General features: G+C 63.3%; 11 protein-coding genes. 9 read left to right on the top strand and 2 right to left on the bottom strand.

All coding sequences use genetic code 11. The features are described from left to right. Positions 1-167: 167 nt before the first annotated feature. From CLV45_RS01320 to CLV45_RS01280, 9 genes are all read left to right on the top strand, one after another. Positions 168-932: a phosphoadenylyl-sulfate reductase gene (locus CLV45_RS01320; protein ID WP_100334598.1), complete on the top strand. Its 765-nt coding sequence runs from the start codon at positions 168-170 to the stop codon at positions 930-932. A 130-nt stretch (positions 933-1,062) separates the two neighbouring features. Further along, positions 1,063-1,974 (top strand): sulfate adenylyltransferase subunit CysD, encoded by a 912-nt coding sequence (gene cysD, locus CLV45_RS01315; RefSeq protein WP_100334597.1) that lies wholly within the window; start codon positions 1,063-1,065, stop codon positions 1,972-1,974. A gap of 92 nt (positions 1,975-2,066) precedes the next feature. Continuing rightward, positions 2,067-3,344 (top strand): sulfate adenylyltransferase subunit 1, encoded by a 1,278-nt coding sequence (locus tag CLV45_RS01310; RefSeq protein ID WP_100334596.1) that lies wholly within the window; start codon positions 2,067-2,069, stop codon positions 3,342-3,344. Positions 3,345-3,521: 177 nt separating this feature from the next. Next, the gene (gene cobA / locus CLV45_RS01305; protein ID WP_100334595.1) at positions 3,522-4,313 is read left to right on the top strand and encodes a uroporphyrinogen-III C-methyltransferase; all 792 of its coding nucleotides are present in this window, start codon (positions 3,522-3,524) and stop codon (positions 4,311-4,313) included. A gap of 168 nt (positions 4,314-4,481) precedes the next feature. Continuing rightward, positions 4,482-6,317, top strand: a complete 1,836-nt coding sequence (locus tag CLV45_RS01300; RefSeq protein WP_157807218.1) for an assimilatory sulfite reductase (NADPH) flavoprotein subunit — start codon at positions 4,482-4,484, stop codon at positions 6,315-6,317. A gap of 355 nt (positions 6,318-6,672) precedes the next feature. Continuing rightward, complete coding sequence (locus CLV45_RS01295) at positions 6,673-9,558, top strand: TonB-dependent receptor (RefSeq protein WP_100334593.1); 2,886 nt, start codon at positions 6,673-6,675, stop codon at positions 9,556-9,558. Positions 9,559-9,684: 126 nt separating this feature from the next. Next, positions 9,685-10,470: a DUF2490 domain-containing protein gene (locus CLV45_RS01290; protein WP_100334592.1), complete on the top strand. Its 786-nt coding sequence runs from the start codon at positions 9,685-9,687 to the stop codon at positions 10,468-10,470. Beyond that, positions 10,470-12,185 carry an NADPH-dependent assimilatory sulfite reductase hemoprotein subunit gene (locus tag CLV45_RS01285; protein WP_100334591.1) on the top strand — a complete coding sequence of 572 codons (1,716 nt, stop codon included), beginning with the start codon at positions 10,470-10,472 and terminating at the stop codon, positions 12,183-12,185. The genes CLV45_RS01290 and CLV45_RS01285 overlap by 1 nt, the downstream gene beginning before the upstream one ends. A 72-nt stretch (positions 12,186-12,257) precedes the next feature. Then, positions 12,258-13,787, top strand: coding sequence for a TSUP family transporter (locus CLV45_RS01280; RefSeq protein WP_100334590.1), 1,530 nt, complete (start codon positions 12,258-12,260; stop codon positions 13,785-13,787). A gap of 13 nt (positions 13,788-13,800) precedes the next feature. Here CLV45_RS01280 and CLV45_RS01275 read toward each other — a convergent pair whose 3' ends face one another. Together CLV45_RS01275 and CLV45_RS01270 are read right to left on the bottom strand one after the other, a co-directional pair. Beyond that, positions 13,801-16,083, bottom strand: a complete 2,283-nt coding sequence (locus CLV45_RS01275) for a PAS domain-containing sensor histidine kinase (protein WP_100334589.1) — start codon at positions 16,081-16,083, stop codon at positions 13,801-13,803. A gap of 123 nt (positions 16,084-16,206) precedes the next feature. After that, on the bottom strand, positions 16,207-16,644 hold the full coding sequence (locus CLV45_RS01270) for a hypothetical protein (RefSeq protein ID WP_157807217.1): 438 nt from the start codon (positions 16,642-16,644) through the stop codon (positions 16,207-16,209). Positions 16,645-16,706: the final 62 nt, after the last annotated feature.

Raw genomic sequence — 16,706 nt, 5'->3', positions numbered from 1 at the left:
CCTCCTTTTCCTGCCCGTGCCCTAAGCTCCGCTAGCTGAGCTGCTCCCGCACAACCCGTTTTCCGACTACCGCAGGATAGTCGGCCCTGGCTTACACAACCCATTTGTGCCCCGGGCTTCCTACCGCCGGCTTTTCCTCGCTGGAAAAGCCACATCCTCCCCGCATCATGCAAGTAGCCTCAGAGGCGCTGGTCATTGGCCTGCGTCAGCAGCTGGCCGGGCATTCAGCCTTGGAAGTACTCACGGCCGTGGCCGCGCAGTTTCCGGGTCAGGCCATTTTCTCGACTTCCTTCGGCCTCGAAGACCAGATTATCACCCACCTGATTTTCGAGCACAACCTGCCCATCAAGGTCTTCACCCTCGACACGGCCCGCAACTTCCAGGAAACCTACTCTACTTGGAATAAAACGCTGCTGCGCTACGGTAAAGCCATTGAGCCCTACTTCCCCCAGCAAGCCGCCGTGGAGCAGCTCCTGCTCGAAAAAGGCCCCAACAGCTTCTACGACAGCGTGGACAACCGCAAGGAATGCTGCGGCATCCGCAAAGTAGAGCCGCTGCGGCGGGCGTTGCGGGGCCAGCAGGCGTGGTTTACCGGCATCCGGGCCGAGCAGTCGGCCAACCGCCAGGACATGCACGCCGTGGAGTGGGACGCGGGCCATCAGCTCCTCAAGTTTCACCCCTTGTTCGACTGGACCTTCGAGCAGTGCTGGGACTTCGTGCACGCACACAGCATCCCGTTCAACCCCCTGCACCAGCAGGGCTTCGTGAGCATCGGCTGCGCGCCCTGCACCCGGGCCATCCGGGCCGGCGAGGATTTCCGGGCCGGACGCTGGTGGTGGGAAGACCAGTCGGCCAAGGAATGCGGGCTGCACAGCACCCACAACGGCCCCGACCCAGTGGTCGAGCCCGTCAACGCTTTTACTCTGGGCTGAAAAACAGAACGTCATGTCGAGTAGCGCGAGACATCCCGCGTGCTGACGTTGCCAAACCAATTTGATTACTACTGCACGCGAGATGCTTCGGCTGCGCCTCTGCATGACGACCTACTTAAGCGAACCTAGCATGAGTACCCCTCACTTCGATTACCTCGACCGGCTGGAAGCCGAAGCCATTCATATTCTGCGGGAAGTTGCGGGCCAGTTTGAGCGGCCGGCCCTGCTGTTTTCGGGTGGCAAAGACTCCATCGTGCTGACGCGCCTGGCCGAAAAAGCCTTCCGCCCCGGCCGCTTCCCCTTCCCGCTGGTGCACGTCGATACCGGCCACAACTTCCCCGAAGTGCTTAAGTTCCGCGACTCCTTGGCGGCCGAGCTGGGCGAAAAGCTCATCGTGCGTAGCGTGGAAGATACCATCAAGCGGCAGCGCCTGCGCGAGCCGGGCGGCAAGTTCCCGAGCCGCAACCCGCTGCAAACCTACACCCTGCTCGAAACCATCGAGGAGTTCCAGTTCGACGCCTGCATCGGCGGGGCCCGGCGCGACGAGGAAAAGGCCCGGGCCAAGGAGCGTATCTTCTCCGTGCGCGACGAGTTTGGCCAGTGGGACCCCAAGCGCCAGCGGCCCGAGCTCTGGAACGTGTACAACGGCCGGATTCAGCGCGGCGAAAATGTGCGCGTGTTCCCGATTTCCAACTGGACCGAGCTCGACGTGTGGCGCTACATTCAGCGCGAGAATATTCCCCTGCCCAGCATCTACTTCGGCCACCCGCGCACCTGCGTGGTCCTGCCCAGCGGCCAACTCCTGGGCCTCAACGAGCACCTGCGCCTCGACGAAACCGACGAAATCGTGGAGCGGCAAGTGCGCTTCCGCACCGTCGGCGACTCGACCTGCACGGCCGCCGTGGAAAGCGACGCGGCTACCATCGACGACATCATTGAGGACCTGCTCAGCGCCAAAGTCAGCGAGCGGGGCGCCACCCGCCTCGACGACAACATCTCCGAAGCCGGCATGGAAGACCGCAAGCGCAACGGCTATTTCTAACCAATTAGTTGTCAGTTGCTAGTTGTCGGTTGTCAGTTTTTTCTGCTGGCCGATACCGAACAACCGACAACGAACAACCGACAACTAACCTCATGGATCTTCTCCGATTTATTACCTGCGGCAGCGTTGACGATGGCAAAAGCACGCTGATTGGCCGTTTGCTCTACGATTCTGACTCGGTGTCCTTGGACGTGCTGGCGGCCCTGGAAAACCGGCCCACCGTGCACGGCACCGTAGATTTGGCCTTGCTCACCGACGGCCTGCGCGCCGAGCGGGAACAGGGCATTACCATCGACGTGGCCTACAAGTATTTTACCACGCCGCGCCGCAAGTTTATCATCACCGACGCGCCCGGCCACGTGCAGTACACCCGCAACATGGTCACCGGCGCTTCGACGGCTGATTTGGCCATTGTACTGGTTGATGCCCGGCAGGGCGTGGTGGAACAGACCCGCCGCCACTCGCTGATTGCCTCGCTCGTGGGCATCCGGCACTTTGTGCTGGCCGTGAACAAGATGGATCTGGTGGGCAACGACGAAGCGGTATTCGACCAGATTGTGGCCGACTACGCCGCCGTGGCCGACCAGCTCAAGCTGCCCCAGGTGACGGCCATTCCGATTAGCGCCTTGCTCGGCGACAATATCGTGGCCCGCTCCAAAAACCTGGGCTGGTACACCGGCCCGAGCCTGCTGGAGCATCTGGAAAGCGTGCCGGCTTTCGAGGAAGCCAGCATTGCCGAGCCCCGCTTTCAGGTGCAGTTCGTGATTCGGCCCCAGACCGACGACTACCCCGACTACCGCGGCTACGCCGGCCGCATCCAGAGCGGGGAGTACCGCCGCGGCGACCGGGTCCACATCCTGCCCAGCGGCCAGGAGTCGGTGATTGAGGCCATTGAGGTAGATCAGCAGGAAGTGGAAAGCGCCGCCGCACCCCAGGCCGTCATCATCCGCCTGGCCGACGACGTGGACATCAGCCGCGGCGACTCCATCGTGCCCGTCGGCAGCCAGATTCACGTGGCCAAGGAGCTGGAAGCCACGATTTGCTGGATGGACGAGCGGCCCCTGTGGCCCGGCCGCAAGCTGCTCGTGCAGCACCACTCGTCGGTGGTGAAGGCCGTCGTATCGGCCATTACTTATAAGGTGAACGTGCGCACGTTTGGCCGCGCCGCCACTGAGTCGGCCCAGCTGAACGACATCGTCGGCATCCGCCTCAAAACGGCCAGCCCGCTCGTGGTGGATTCCTACCAGCAGAACCGCGCCACCGGCGCCTTTATCCTGGTCGATGAGCTCAGCGGCGACACGCTGGCCGCCGGCATGGTCGACGCCATGCAGAACAGCTTCGTGCCCGAACCATTGGGCTTCACGATTTGAGAACTGAGAATTGAGAACCTAGAGCTTAGACTAATGAAACGTCTAGGCACCTCCATCAAATTATCAGACTGCGCCTTGGCGGGTCGTCGAAAAGACTTTGAGCGCTTCACCAGAACGAGTCTAAGCTCTAAGTTCTAACCTCTGAGTTCTAAGTTCTAACCTCTGAGCTCTAACAAAATGTCCAACTTCCTAACTCCCCTACCCCGCCTGACCGTGCTCGGCGCGGGGCCCGGCGACCCGGAGCTCTTCACGCTGAAAGGCGTGCGGGTGCTGGGCGAGGCCGACGTGGTGCTCTACGACGCGCTGGCCAACAACGACCTGCTGACGTACGTGCGGCCCGGCGTCCCGCAGATTTTCGTGGGCAAGCGGCGCGGCCTGCGCAGCTACGGGCAGGACGAAATCAACGCGCTAATCGTGGAAAGCGCCCGGCGCTACGGCCACGTGGTGCGCCTCAAGGGCGGCGACCCGTTCGTGTTTGGGCGGGGGCGGGAGGAAATGCTCTACGCCGAGCAGCACGGCCTGCGCACCGACTACGTGCCCGGCATTAGCAGCGCCGTGGCGGCGGCCGGCAGCGTGGGCATCCCCGTGACGCACCGCGGCAGCAGTGAGGGCTTCCAGGTAATCACGGCCACCACGGCCACCGGCGAATTGTCGGCCGCCGTGACCGAGGCGGCCCGCTCCCGCACCACGACCGTGATTCTGATGGGCCTGAGTCAGCTCGGGCGCATCGTGGAGATTTTCGCGCAGCACGGCCAGAGCCAGACGCCGGCGGCCATCGTGCAGAACGGCACCTTGCCCACAGCCCGGCTCGTGACGGGCCCGGTGGGTGAGCTGCCAACGCGGGCCGCGGCGGCGGGCCTCGAAGCGCCGGCCATTATTATCATCGGCGAAGTGGCCCGGCTGGCCAAGGCCGAAGCGGCGGTGCCCACGGTGTTTGCCGAACTGCTTTCCTACGCTGAGGTAGCCTGATGATATAAGAACGTCATGTCGAACGCAGGGAGACATCTCGCGTGCTGACGTTGCAATGCTACTTGATTACTACTGCACGCGAGATGTCTCGCTTTGCTCGACATGACGGCCTTATGCCGGTCCGACCAACAACGCCTTTCCAGCTTCCGATTTCCTTTCCCATTCGCCATGAGCCTTCTTTCCCAAGACCAAGCGCTGCCCCTGGGCCTCGACGATAACACGTTGCAGCGCCTGACGACGGGCCTCTCCGACCAGCAGCTCATCTGGCTGAGCGGCTACTTCTACGGCCGCACTTCGGCGGGCCGCAGCGAGGTGCAAAACGCCCTACAGGCCCAGGCTGCTCCGCAACCAGCCGCGCCCGAAGCCCCGGCGGCCAAGCTCACGATTCTCTACGGCTCCCAGACCGGCAACAGCAAAAAAGTGGCCCAGCAAACGGCCGAGAAAGCCAAGCAGCGCGGGGTGCAGGTGACGGTGCAGGACGTGAACGACTACGCCACCCGGGCCCTCAAAACCGAGCAGCAATTGTTGCTCGTTGTCAGCACCCAGGGCGAAGGGGAGCCGCCGGTGGCGGCCGAGGAGCTGCACCAGTTTCTGCTCAGCAACCGCGCCCCCAAGCTGCCCGATTTGCGCTACTCGGTGCTGGCCTTGGGCGACAAAAGCTACGTGCAGTTCTGCCAGACCGGCCGGGAATTTGACGAGCGCCTGGCCGAGCTTGGCGCCCAACGCCTGCTGGAGCGGGTGGAGTGCGACGTGGACTACCAGGAAGCGGCGCAAACCTGGGCCGACCGGGTCCTGAACGTCATTGCCGCCGAGGCCAACGCCGGCGGCGTGGGCAGCCACTCCGGCCACGTAATAGCTACCGAAACCCTGACGGCGCCGGAACCGGCTGCCTATTCGCACCACAACCCCTTCGAGGCGACGGTGCTGGAAAAGATTCAGCTCAACGGCCGGGGCTCCAGCAAGGAAACCTACCACCTGGAGCTGTCCTTGGCCGACTCGGGCCTGCACTATGAGCCCGGCGACGCACTGTCGGTGGTGCCCCGCAACGGGGAGGAGCTAGTAGCCGAAGTGCTGCAAGCGGCCCGCCTCGACGGCGCCGCCCCGATTCAGCTCTCGGGCGTGGACTTTGAGCTCGGCACGGCCCTGACCCAGAAGCTGGAGCTGTCGGTGCTCACGCGCGACGTGCTGGAACGCTACGCCGCCGCCGCCCCTCTGCATAAGCCGCTGGCCGACATCGTGACGGACATTCCGCAGCTGCAAAAGTACGTGTACGGCCGCGACGTGGCGGATTTGCTCCGTGAATTCCCGGCCGATTTGTCGGCCGAGCAGCTGGCGACGGTGCTGCGGCCGTTGCCGGCCCGGGCGTACTCTATTGCCAGCAGCTTGCTCGTGCACCCCGACGAGGTGCACCTGACGGTGGGCGCCGTGCGCTACGCCGCCCACGGGCGCACCAAGCACGGCGTGTGCTCGTCGCACCTGGCCGACCGGCTCGAAATTGACCACACGGCCCGCGTCTTCGTGGAGCGCAACGAGTACTTCAAGCTGCCCCAGGACGCGGCTACCGACATCATCATGGTGGGCGCGGGCACGGGCGTGGCCCCGTTCCGGGCCTTTGTGGAGGAGCGGGTGGAGCTGGGCGCCGAGGGCCGCAACTGGCTCTTCTTCGGCAACCCCAACTTCACCACCGATTTCCTCTACCAGACCGAGTGGCTGCAGCACCTCAAACGCGGCACCCTGCGCCATCTGGACGTGGCGTTTTCGCGCGACCAGGCCGAGAAAATCTACGTGCAGCACCGCCTGCTCGAAAAGTCGCGGGACGTGTACGGCTGGCTCGAAAACGGGGCCCACTTCTACGTCTGCGGCGACAAGGCCCGCCTGGGCTCGGCCATTCAGGAGGCGCTGCGCCAGGTGGTGCAGCGCGAAGCCGGCTGCTCGGCCGAAGACGCCGCCGATTACCTGCGCGCCCTCAAAAAGCAGCGCCGGTATTTAGAAGATGTGTATTAGCAGCCTTCAACAGAACGTCATGCCGAGCAGAGCGAAGCATCCCGCTCGGCTGACGTTGCCACGGTATTGTCATGCTGAGCGGAGCCGAAGCATCTCTACCGCAATGCTATTCAAGTGGCAATCCAACGAAGCGGTAGAGATGCTTCGGCTCCGCTCAGCATGACCGTGGGGAGAAGTTTTTGCTCCCAAAAATCCCCCCTTACTACCCTTCTCTCCATCAACTGCCTTTCCACTGCTATGAAAACCCTGGATTATCTGAATCGATGTTGTAGCCGCACCTGAAAAACTGTGCGGCCGGATGTGGCTGGCTTTGTGCCCCCATCCGCTGCTTCCTTTCAATCGTGCTTGCTACATCATGAGAAAAATACTTACCGCTTCCTTACTTACCCCGATTCTGGCGGTGGCCAGCGTGGCCCCGGCCCGTGCCCAGGACGCCATCATTGCCATCAGCGGCGTGGTGCGCGAGAACGGGACCAACCAGCCGTTGCCGGGCGTGAGCATCAGCGTAAAAAACGGCGCGGTGGGCGTGCTCAGCGACGGCAACGGCAACTTCGCCCTGAAAGCCAAGCTGAAATTTCCCTTCACGCTGGTTTTCAACATGCTGGGCTACGACGCCAAGGAAGTCGAAATCGTGAATGCGACGAACCTCGTGTCGGTGGCCCTGGAATCGAAGGCCCTGCTGACGAACGAGGTGGTGGTATCGGCCTCACGGGTGGAGGAAAGTCGGCTGAAGTCGCCGGTGGCCATTGAAAAGCTCGACATCCGGGCCATCAAGGAAACCCCGGCCCCAAGCTTTTACGACGCGCTGGAAAACGTGAAGGGCGTGCAGATGACGACCAGCAGCCTCACGTTTAAAGTGCCCAACACCCGCGGGTTTAACATCCCTAACAACTTCCGCTTCATGCAGCTCGTGGACGGCGTCGACATGCAGGCGGCCACGCTGGGCGTACCGCTGGGCAACGCCATTGGGCCGACCGAGCTGGATATTGCCAGCGTGGAAATTACGCCGGGCGCCGCCTCAGCGCTCTACGGCATGAACGCCATCAACGGCATGGCCAACCTCACGACCAAGAGCCCTTTCGTGTACCAGGGGCTGAGCGTGTACCAAAAGCTGGGCGTGAACCACGTCGACGGCAAAGATTACGACCCGAGCCTCTTGACCGAGTCGGCCGTGCGCTGGGCCCAGGTGTTTGGCAAGCGCCAGCAGTGGGCCTACAAGGTCAATGGCTCGTATTTGCAGGGCACCGACTGGCTTTCCGACACCCAAACCGACCAGAACCCGCAGAACCTGAACGCGGCCAACCCCCGCTTCCCCGAGCTCAGCGGCGCCGACAACCCCGCGGCCGACCTTTGGAACCGCTACGGCGACGATAGGAGCGGCAACGTGTCGGTGCCCATCACCTACAACGGCAAGACCGAAACCTTCAACGTGCGCCGCACCGGCTACTACGAGAAGGACCTCATCAACCCGACGGTGCGCAACCTCAAGTTCGACGGCAGCCTGCACTACAAGCTCACGGATAAGGCCGAGCTGTCGTACGGCTACCGCTACGGGCTGATGGACGGTATTTTCCAGCGCGGCAACAAGATTCAGCTCAAGAACGTGACCGTGCAAAGTCATAAGCTCGAGCTGCGCGGCGCCGACTTCGTGGCCCGGGGCTACGTACTGGTCGAAAACACCGGCGACTCCTACAACCTCAACCCGCTGGCCACCAACCTAGACCTCAACAACGGCTCGAACAGCGTGTGGGGCAACAAGTTCAAGGCCGAATTGCAGAAGCAAGTGGACGCCGGCGTGGATTTGGCCGCCGCCATGAAGCTGGCCCGCACCGCCGCCGACGCGGGCCGCGTGGAGCCCGGCACGGCCGCCTTCGAGCAGCTCAAAAACACGATTACGGGCATCAACAACTGGGACATTGCCGTGAACGTGCCCGGCGCCCCCGAAACCGGCGGGGCGGCCCTCTGGCAGCGCAGCCGCACCTACCACGGCGAGGCCCAGTGGAATCTGGGTAAGCGCATCGAGTGGGCGGACGTGCTGCTCGGCGCCGACGCGCGGGTGTACGAAGTCATTCCCGACGGCAACAACTTCGTGGACTTCAGCAAGCCGCTCTCGGACCGCACTACGCCCGGCGGCGAGAATCAGTACTACAAGAAAGTCGGGGCCTTTGGGCAGGCCACCAAGCTGCTGCTCCACGACCGACTCAAGCTCAACGCCTCCTTGCGCGTGGACTACAACCCCGAGTTCAGCCCCAAGCTCAACCCGCGGGTGGCGGCCGTCTACACCATTGCGGAGCGGCACAACCTGCGCGCTTCCTACCAGAACGGCTGGCGCTTCCCGGCCTTATTCGAGGCCCTGAGCTTTGTCAACAACGGCTCGGTGCGCCGCGTGGGCGGCCTGGCCCGGGTGAATGACGGCATCGGCTACCTGGAGAATTCCTACACCCTCGTCTCGCTCGACAACTTCACGGCCGCCGTCAACAAGGACGTGGCCGCCGACCCCAGCGGCACCACGGCCGAGAAGCAGGCCCGGGCCGCGCTGAAAAACCGCGCCGTGCTGCAAGTGGCCAACCTGCCCACCATGCAGCCCGAGCAAATCAACGCCTACGAAGTGGGCTACAAGAGCGTGCTGCTCGACAACCGCCTGGCCCTCGACCTGGACGCCTATTACAATGAGTACACCGGCTTCCTGGGCCAGGTGGAAGTAGCGGTGCCCAAGTCGGGCCCAGTCGGCTCCGATGCCTCGGTGCTCGACATGCTGGCCCGCGCCAAGCAGGACCGGTACCGCGTGTACACCAACGCACGTAACACCTACCGCAGCTACGGCTCGGCCCTGGGCATCACCTACAACTTCTTCCAGAAATACACCGTGGCCGGCAACGTGAACTACAACGCCCTGGCCAGCAACGACCAGGCCGACGTCTTCGTGACGGGCTTTAACACGCCCAAATGGGTAACCAACGTGAGCTTTGGCAACCGGGAAATTGTGCGCAACGTGGGCTTCAACGTGGTGTGGCGCCGCCAGAACGCCTTCCTCTGGGAAAGTCAGCTGGCCAACGGCCGGATTCCTTCTTACCAGACTGTCGACGCCCAGGTAAACGTGCGGGTGCCGGCGCTGAAATCCACCATCAAAGTGGGCGGCACCAACCTGCTCAACAACCGCTACGTGCAGTACGCCGCCGGCCCCACCATCGGCGGCCTGTACTACGTGGCTTTGACCTTTGACAACACGGTAATCCGCTAACCCCACCCCCGGACCCTCCCCTCCGGGAGAGGGGCTTATTTTACTACTCATACAGACACTAATCCAACTACCTGATACGTCTGCCCCCTCTCCCAGAGGGGAGGGTCCGGGGGTGGGGTCCACGCCATGAAACGCCTCTTTCTCCTTCCGCTTTTCCTCCTGGTCCTGGCCGCTGCCCCATTGCGTGCCCAGAAAGAGTACGTGCGCGAGCAGCAAACCTGGCTGGGCGTGTTCAACCAAACGCGCTTTTCCCAGCACTGGGGCTCCTGGACCGACTTGCACCTGCGCCTGCACGACCATTTCGTGCAGGAACCCTTTCAGACCGTGGCCCGCTTTGGGCTGACCTACTACCTCACCGACGACGTGCGCCTGACCGGCGGCTACGCCTACGTGCACCACTTCCCCGACGGAGCCCGCACCATCGGGCAGGCCGAGCACCGGCCCTGGCAGCAGGTGCAGTGGTTTACCAAGTTTCCCAAGGCCCGGCTCATGCAGTGGGTGCGGCTGGAGGAACGGTTCCGGCGCACAATTCGCAGCAACGAGCGGCTCGACGAGTTCGACTTCAACTACCGCACCCGCTACAACGCGGCCCTGTTTCTGCCCCTTTCTAAGCGCGGCTTCGAGCCGGGCGGGGTGCAGTTTATGCTCAACAACGAGGTGATGATGAATTTCGGCAAGGAAATCCGCCTCAACTACTTCGACCAGAACCGGCTCTTTGCGGGCCTGGTCTACCAAATCAACAAGCACGCCCAGCTCCAGGGCGGCTACATGCACTTGTTTCAGCAGCTGCCCGCCGCAGGCGTGTACCGCAACCAGCACACCATCCGGGTTTTCTACTTCCACAATTTCGATTTGCGGCCCGCCGTAGCCTCGGCGCCCACTCCTACTTCTCCCGTAACTCCCCAACCGTAATGGCTGAGACTATAAAGCTTTCCGAAGTCGAGCACGTCAAGGATGCCAGCAACTATTTGCGCGGCACCATCGACGAGAGCCTGCAGAACCGCGTAACGGGCGCCCTGAACCCCGACGACACCCACCTGATTAAGTTTCACGGCTCCTACCAGCAAACCGACCGGGACCTGGAAAGTGAGCGGAAACGCCAGAAACTGGAGCCGCTCTACTCCTTCATGATTCGGGTGCGGGTGCCCGGCGGCGTGGCCTCAGCCGACCAGTGGCAGCGCATGGACGCGCTGAGCGACGAGTACGCCAACGGCACGCTCAAGCTCACCACCCGCCAGACTTTTCAGCTCCACGGCGTATTGAAGCGGGATTTGCAGCAAACCATTGCCGGCTTCAACCAGGTGCTCATGGACAGCATTGCAGGCTGCGGCGACGTGAACCGCAACGTGATGTGCAGCGCCAACCCGCGGGAATCGGAGCTGCACCGGCAGGTGTACGAAACCTCGGTGGCCATCAGCAACCACCTCACGCCCCGCACCACGGCCTACTGGGACTTGTGGCTGAACGGTGAGTCGACCTACTCCAGCGCCATCAACGAGGGCGAGCAGGAAGACTTCGAGCCGATTTACGGCAAGACGTATCTGCCCCGCAAGTTCAAAATTGCCCTGGCCGTGCCGCCCACCAACGACGCCGACGTGTTTGCCAACGACATCGGCCTGATTGCCATTGCCGAAAAAGGCCAGCTGCTGGGCTTCAACGTGGCCATCGGCGGCGGCATGGGCATGACCTTCGGCATGAGCGAAACCTACCCGCGCCTGGCCGACCTCATCGGCTTCGTGCCCGCCGATAAGGTCGTGGACGTCTGCGAGAAAGTGCTGACCATTCAGCGCGACTGGGGTAACCGCGAAAACCGCAAATTCAGCCGCCTCAAGTACACCATCGACAAGTTCGGCCTCGACGCGTTTGTGGCCGAGCTGCACCAGCGCCTGGGCTATGAACTTGCGCCAGCCAAGCCGTACAAATTCGAAACCTCCGGCGACGCTTTTGGCTGGAACGGTGGCAAGGACGGCAAGGCCCACGTGACGCTCTTCATCGAGGGCGGCCGGGTGTACGACAAGCCGGGTTACTTGCTCAAAACGGCCCTGCGCGAAATTGCCGGCTTCCACTCCGGCGAGTTCCGGCTGACCGGCAACCAGAACCTGACCATTGCCAACGTCGAGCCTCGGCACCGGCCCCGGCTCCAGGCTATTCTGGAGGAGCACGGCGTGTGGAGCCGCACCGAAAAGCAGACCGCGCTTCGCCTTAACTCCCTGGCCTGCGTTGCGTTAAACACTTGTTCCCTGGCCTTTGCGGAAGCCGAACGCTACCTGCCGCAGCTGCTCGACCGGATTGACCAGGTCATCCGGGCTAATGACCTGACCGACGACGGCATCCTGATTCGGATGACGGGTTGCCCCAACGGCTGCGCCCGGCCCTACCTGGGCGAAATCGGGCTGGTGGGCAAAGCTATTGGCCGATATAACTTATACTTAGGGGCTAACCACGCCGGCGAGCGGCTCAACAAGCTCTACCGCGAGATGCTCGACGAGGACGGAATCCTGCGGGAGCTCACGCCCCTGCTCGAAGCCTACGCCGCCGAGCGGCAGCCCGCTGAGCGCTTCGGCGACTTCGTGGTGCGCCGCGGCGTGGTGGCCGCTACCACCCACGGGCAGAACTTCCACGCCTAGCCCCGGGTTCTGTCTGCTCCGCTCCCCGCTCCTACCCGCTCCCTTTCTTTCGCCTGCCAAAATTACCTTTTCATGACCTCCTCGCCCCTTCCTTCCGAAGCAGCCTTGCCGCCGCTGGCCCCGCCCGCCGCGGGGGTGCCCGCGGGCAACAACCTGTTTCCGGTGTTCCTGAAGCTGGAAAAGTTTCGGGTGCTAGTGGTGGGCGGCGGCGCCGTGGGCCTGGAAAAGCTGGCCGCCATTCTGGGCAACAGCCCCGCCACGGCTGTGACGGTGGTCAGTGAAACCTTCCTGCCGGGCATTCAGCTGCTGGCCGAACAGCACCCGCAGCTGCAGTTGCGCCACCACGCCTATACCCACGTCGACTTAGTGGGCCACGACATCATCTTCGTGGCCACCGACAACCCGGTGCTCAACCGCGGCATCAAGGCCCACGCCACCGAGCTGGGCCTGCTTTGCAATGTGGCCGACACCCCCGACGAGTGCGACTTTTACCTGGGCTCTATCGTGCAGAAAGGTGACTTGAAAATTGCCATTTCCACCAACGGCAAGTCGCCGACGGTGGCCAAGCGCCTGCGCACGGTGCTGGCCGACGCCCTGCCCAACGAGCTGCAGGAAGTGCTGCAGCACATGACCATCATCCGGGGCAAGCTGGCCGGCGACTTTGCCAACAAGGTCAAGTCGCTGAACGCCGTAACGGCCGAGCTGGCCGGCGGACCGGCGTACGAGTCGCCGGCGGCGGCGCGCTGGCGCAAGATTGCCACGGCTTCACTGCTGGCCTTTGCGGGCATGCTGGTGTTCAATATCCTGTCGTACTACGTCACCTGGGACCAGGTGTGGGGCGTGGCCTCCAACGCCCGGATGTTCTACATCTTTGTGGCCATTGGCTTCGGGGCCCAACTCGTGGATGGGCTGCTGGGCATGGGCTACGGCGTCGTCACGGCCATCAGCTTGATGAGCATCAATATTGCCCCGGCGGCGGTGAGTGCCAGCATTCATACCGCCGAAATGTTTGCCAGCGGGGCCTCGGGCTACCACCACTACCGGTTTGGCAACGTGAACAAGAAGCTGTTCAAAGTCCTGCTGATTCCGGGCGTGCTGGGCGCCATTACGGGCGCGTATCTGCTTTCCCGCTTCGGTGAAACCTACGGCACCTACGTCAAGCCCCTGCTGGCTCTCTATTTGCTACTATTGGGCCTGCGCATCCTGACCAAAGCCTTCAGCAAGCCCACAAAAGGCCGCACCAAGCACAAGAAGCTGGGGCTGCTGGCCGCGGCCGGCGGCTTCCTCGACTCCTTCGGCGGCGGCGGCTGGGGCCCTTTGGTAACCAGCACCCTCATTGCCGGGGGCCGCACGCCGCAGTACGTCATCGGCTCGGTCAGCGTCACGGAATTCTTCGTGACCTTCGCCAGCGCCGTTACGTTCTTCGCTACCATCGGCATCACCCACTGGCAGATTATTCTGGGCCTGGTGGTGGGCGGCATTGCGGCGGCTCCGTTTGCAGCCCGCCTGGCCGGCCGCATTCCCACCCGCTGGATGTTCGTGGGCGTGGGCCTGATGGTGATAGTGTGGAGCCTGTGGGCGTTGCGCAAGCTGTTTATGTAAGCTCTAAGCGGCCTTACTCCCGCTCTACCGGAAACCAGATGCTCACGGTAGTACCCTGGCCTTGAGCCGACACGATGTCGGTGGTGCCGCCGAGCAGCTTGACCCGGTCCCGGATGGTTTTGAGCCCAAACCCCTTGCTGCTGAGGCGCTGGGGGTCGAAACCACGGCCGTTGTCCTGAGCGGTGAGGCGAATGGCCCCTTCTTCGCGGGCCACCACCACCCGGGCCGTGGTAGCCTGGGCGTGCTTGACGATGTTGTTGACCAGCTCCTGCACCAGCCGGTACAAGGCCAGTTCCAGGTATTTGTCCAGCGCCGGCGCAATGCCCGTAACCTGGCACTGAATCCGCAGGGCCCCGTGGCTCATGTGCTGGCACACGTCATTGATGGCCGCGGCCAGTCCGAAGTCCTCCAGCGTGGTCGGAATCAGCTCGTGGGAAATGGTGCGGGTGGCTTTGATGGCCTCCGACAAAAACTGCCCGGCCCGCTCTTTGGCTTGCAGCACCTGCCGGAAGGCGGGGCTCTCGGGGAAGGGCTGAATTTGCTCCAGGTGTAGCTTGGTGGCATAAAGCACCTGCGCCAGCCCGTTGTGCAGGCTCTCGGCGATGCGGCGGCGCTCAAACTCCTGGGTTTCGAGCACGGCGTTGAGCAACTGCTTCTGCTGGGAAAGCTGCAGAGCCAGGTTCTCCTTTTCCAGGCGCTTGATGTCGGTAATTTCGCGGGCAATGGCCAGCACGCTCTGCACGGAGCCGTCCTCGGCCGTTTCGGGCACCAGCCGGGAGTAGAAGTGCTTGAGGCCCGTGGGCGTGGGGGCCGAGTTGTAGTGGTCTTGGGCCTGGCCCGTTTCGAGCACCAGGCGCAGCTTGGCCATCCAGGGGCCGGCTATTTCCTCGGGGTGCTGCATTTCCCGGTTGGTCTTGCCCAGCAGCTCGGCCAGGGACTTGCCGCTGCGCTGGCTGAAGGCGGAGTTGGCAAAAAGCAGGCGCAGGCTTCGGTCCCAGCGCGTGATAAGGTCGGGCGTATTCTCCACCAGGGTCTGAAACTGGCTGACACTTTCGCGGGCGTCCTTTTCGGCCTGTTTCATCTCCGTCACGTCCTGCACCGTGCCGTACACTTTCACTACCCGCCCCTGCTCGTCGCGCTCCACTTCGGTGCGGGTTTCGACCAGGCGCACCGTGCCGTCGTGGTGAAGGATGCGGTGCACCATGCCAAAGCGCGGCAGCAGCTGCGACATGGTCAGCCGCTGCATAAAGATTTCCTGATCTTCCGGGAACATGGCCGTCAGGCAGCTCTGCGGCGTGGGCGTGTGGCTCTGGGGCTCCAGGCCGTGAATGCGGTAGAGCTCGTCGCTCCAGTACACGTGCCCGGTGCTCATCTCGGCCTCGAAGCTGCCGATGTGCCCGATGGCCTGCGACTCTTTGAGGCGCTGGTGCTCGCGCTGCAGCTCATTGCGCGAGGCTTTCACGTCCCGGATGTCGTAGAACTGCACGATAACGCCGGCCGCCGTGGGCGTAACCGACATATACACCCAGTAGCCCAGCGTGCTGCACAGATACTCGGCTTCCACGCGCTGCTGGGTAGCCAGGGCGCGCCGGATCAGGTTCCGGGCTTCGGGGCTGACGACGGCTTCGGCGTGCTCAATGTTTTTGCCCAGCAGCTCGGCCGGGGTGCGCCCCAGCAGCTGGGCAGCCTGGCGGTTGAGGTAGGTGAAGTCGCCGGCCGGGCTGAGCTCCACGTAGGCTTCCTGAATGGTGTCGAGAATGGCCTGGGCCTTCTGCAGCTCCTGCACCAACTGGCGGTTGTCGTGGGCCAGGGCCTTGCTCAGCTCCACCTCCCGGCTCAGGTCCGTAATCTGGAGGCCCTGCTCCACCAGCTCCGTCACGTCACTCACCTTGCTGATGAGGTAGTGCACCGAGCCGTCGGGGTCCAGGGCTGGGGAGTTGAGCACGCTCCAGTACTTGGTGACAAACGGCTGGGCCGAGCCCGGAGTTGGCGGGGGCAGGTCGTAGCGCTGAATGGGCAACTGCTCGGGCTGACCCGTGCGCAGCACCCGCTGGTAGGACTCCAGCAGCCGCGAGCGGCCCAGCACCGAGGAGTGGTCCGGATTGGCCGGAAACACGTCGGCAATAGACCGGCCTACGAGCTGCTCCCGCCCCATAAACGTAGCCGCCAGGTAAGCATTGCTGGCCGTGAGCACCACAAGCTCCGGCGACAGTAGCAGGTACGGGTCGGGAAGGGTTTCGTACACCTGCAGCACCTCGGCGCTTAACAGTACAGGGGGGAAAGGAGAGGCCGACATCACTTCAGCGGGAGGGCAGTAATAGGAACTCCAAGAGGCGTACCCGGAGCCAAGCTCAACCGCAGCGCGGCCAAGTCTTTCAGCAACCGGCTAGGGAGTCAGAATGTTAGCCGGCCGCGGGTCTTACTGCGGACTTGCCGTGGCCGGCGCGGCCTGGGCCTGCAGCAGCCACTCGGTAGCGCTGCCCTCGTCGGTGGCGTAGTGCAGCCGGTAAGGCAAGCCGGGGCCGCCGGGCAGCACCTGGGTCTGCAAAAACTCCTGGGCCCCGGCCAAATGCTCGGGCGACACCAGATAGCTGAAGTGCAATGGCCCGCCAAACTTGGCCGCTACGGCGGGAGCAAACTCCTCGAACAGCCACTGGGTAACGCCGGGCAGAAAGCTGGGCCGGCGACGGGCGTCAATCAGCCAGAACCGGCACTGCTGCTCGGTTACGGCCTCCACGGCCCGGTAAATGCGCTTGACCTCGGCCTCGTGGGTGGTGGCCAGCCAGCGCATGACCAGAATATGTAAATCGGACCGGTAGGATAAGTCGACCAGCGGAGAGGGAGACAACAGGTGCATACTAGGGGAGAAAGTCGGCTCTTTCGAGCCGCATACGCAGGCCGGGCCCGCCGGGATACATG

The sequence above is a fragment of the Hymenobacter chitinivorans DSM 11115 genome (genome assembly GCF_002797555.1).
Classification (GTDB): domain Bacteria; phylum Bacteroidota; class Bacteroidia; order Cytophagales; family Hymenobacteraceae; genus Hymenobacter; species Hymenobacter chitinivorans.
This window is presented reverse-complemented; position numbering and strand designations above follow the sequence as displayed.

Coding starts and splice junctions, on each gene's coding strand:
- CLV45_RS01320 (WP_100334598.1), top strand. CDS start 168: ATGCAAGTAGCCTCAGAGGCGCTGGTCATTGGCCTGCGTCAGCAGCTG.
- cysD (WP_100334597.1), top strand. CDS start 1,063: ATGAGTACCCCTCACTTCGATTACCTCGACCGGCTGGAAGCCGAAGCC.
- CLV45_RS01310 (WP_100334596.1), top strand. CDS start 2,067: ATGGATCTTCTCCGATTTATTACCTGCGGCAGCGTTGACGATGGCAAA.
- cobA (WP_100334595.1), top strand. CDS start 3,522: ATGTCCAACTTCCTAACTCCCCTACCCCGCCTGACCGTGCTCGGCGCG.
- CLV45_RS01300 (WP_157807218.1), top strand. CDS start 4,482: ATGAGCCTTCTTTCCCAAGACCAAGCGCTGCCCCTGGGCCTCGACGAT.
- CLV45_RS01295 (WP_100334593.1), top strand. CDS start 6,673: ATGAGAAAAATACTTACCGCTTCCTTACTTACCCCGATTCTGGCGGTG.
- CLV45_RS01290 (WP_100334592.1), top strand. CDS start 9,685: ATGAAACGCCTCTTTCTCCTTCCGCTTTTCCTCCTGGTCCTGGCCGCT.
- CLV45_RS01285 (WP_100334591.1), top strand. CDS start 10,470: ATGGCTGAGACTATAAAGCTTTCCGAAGTCGAGCACGTCAAGGATGCC.
- CLV45_RS01280 (WP_100334590.1), top strand. CDS start 12,258: ATGACCTCCTCGCCCCTTCCTTCCGAAGCAGCCTTGCCGCCGCTGGCC.
- CLV45_RS01275 (WP_100334589.1), bottom strand. CDS start 16,083: ATGTCGGCCTCTCCTTTCCCCCCTGTACTGTTAAGCGCCGAGGTGCTG.
- CLV45_RS01270 (WP_157807217.1), bottom strand. CDS start 16,644: ATGCACCTGTTGTCTCCCTCTCCGCTGGTCGACTTATCCTACCGGTCC.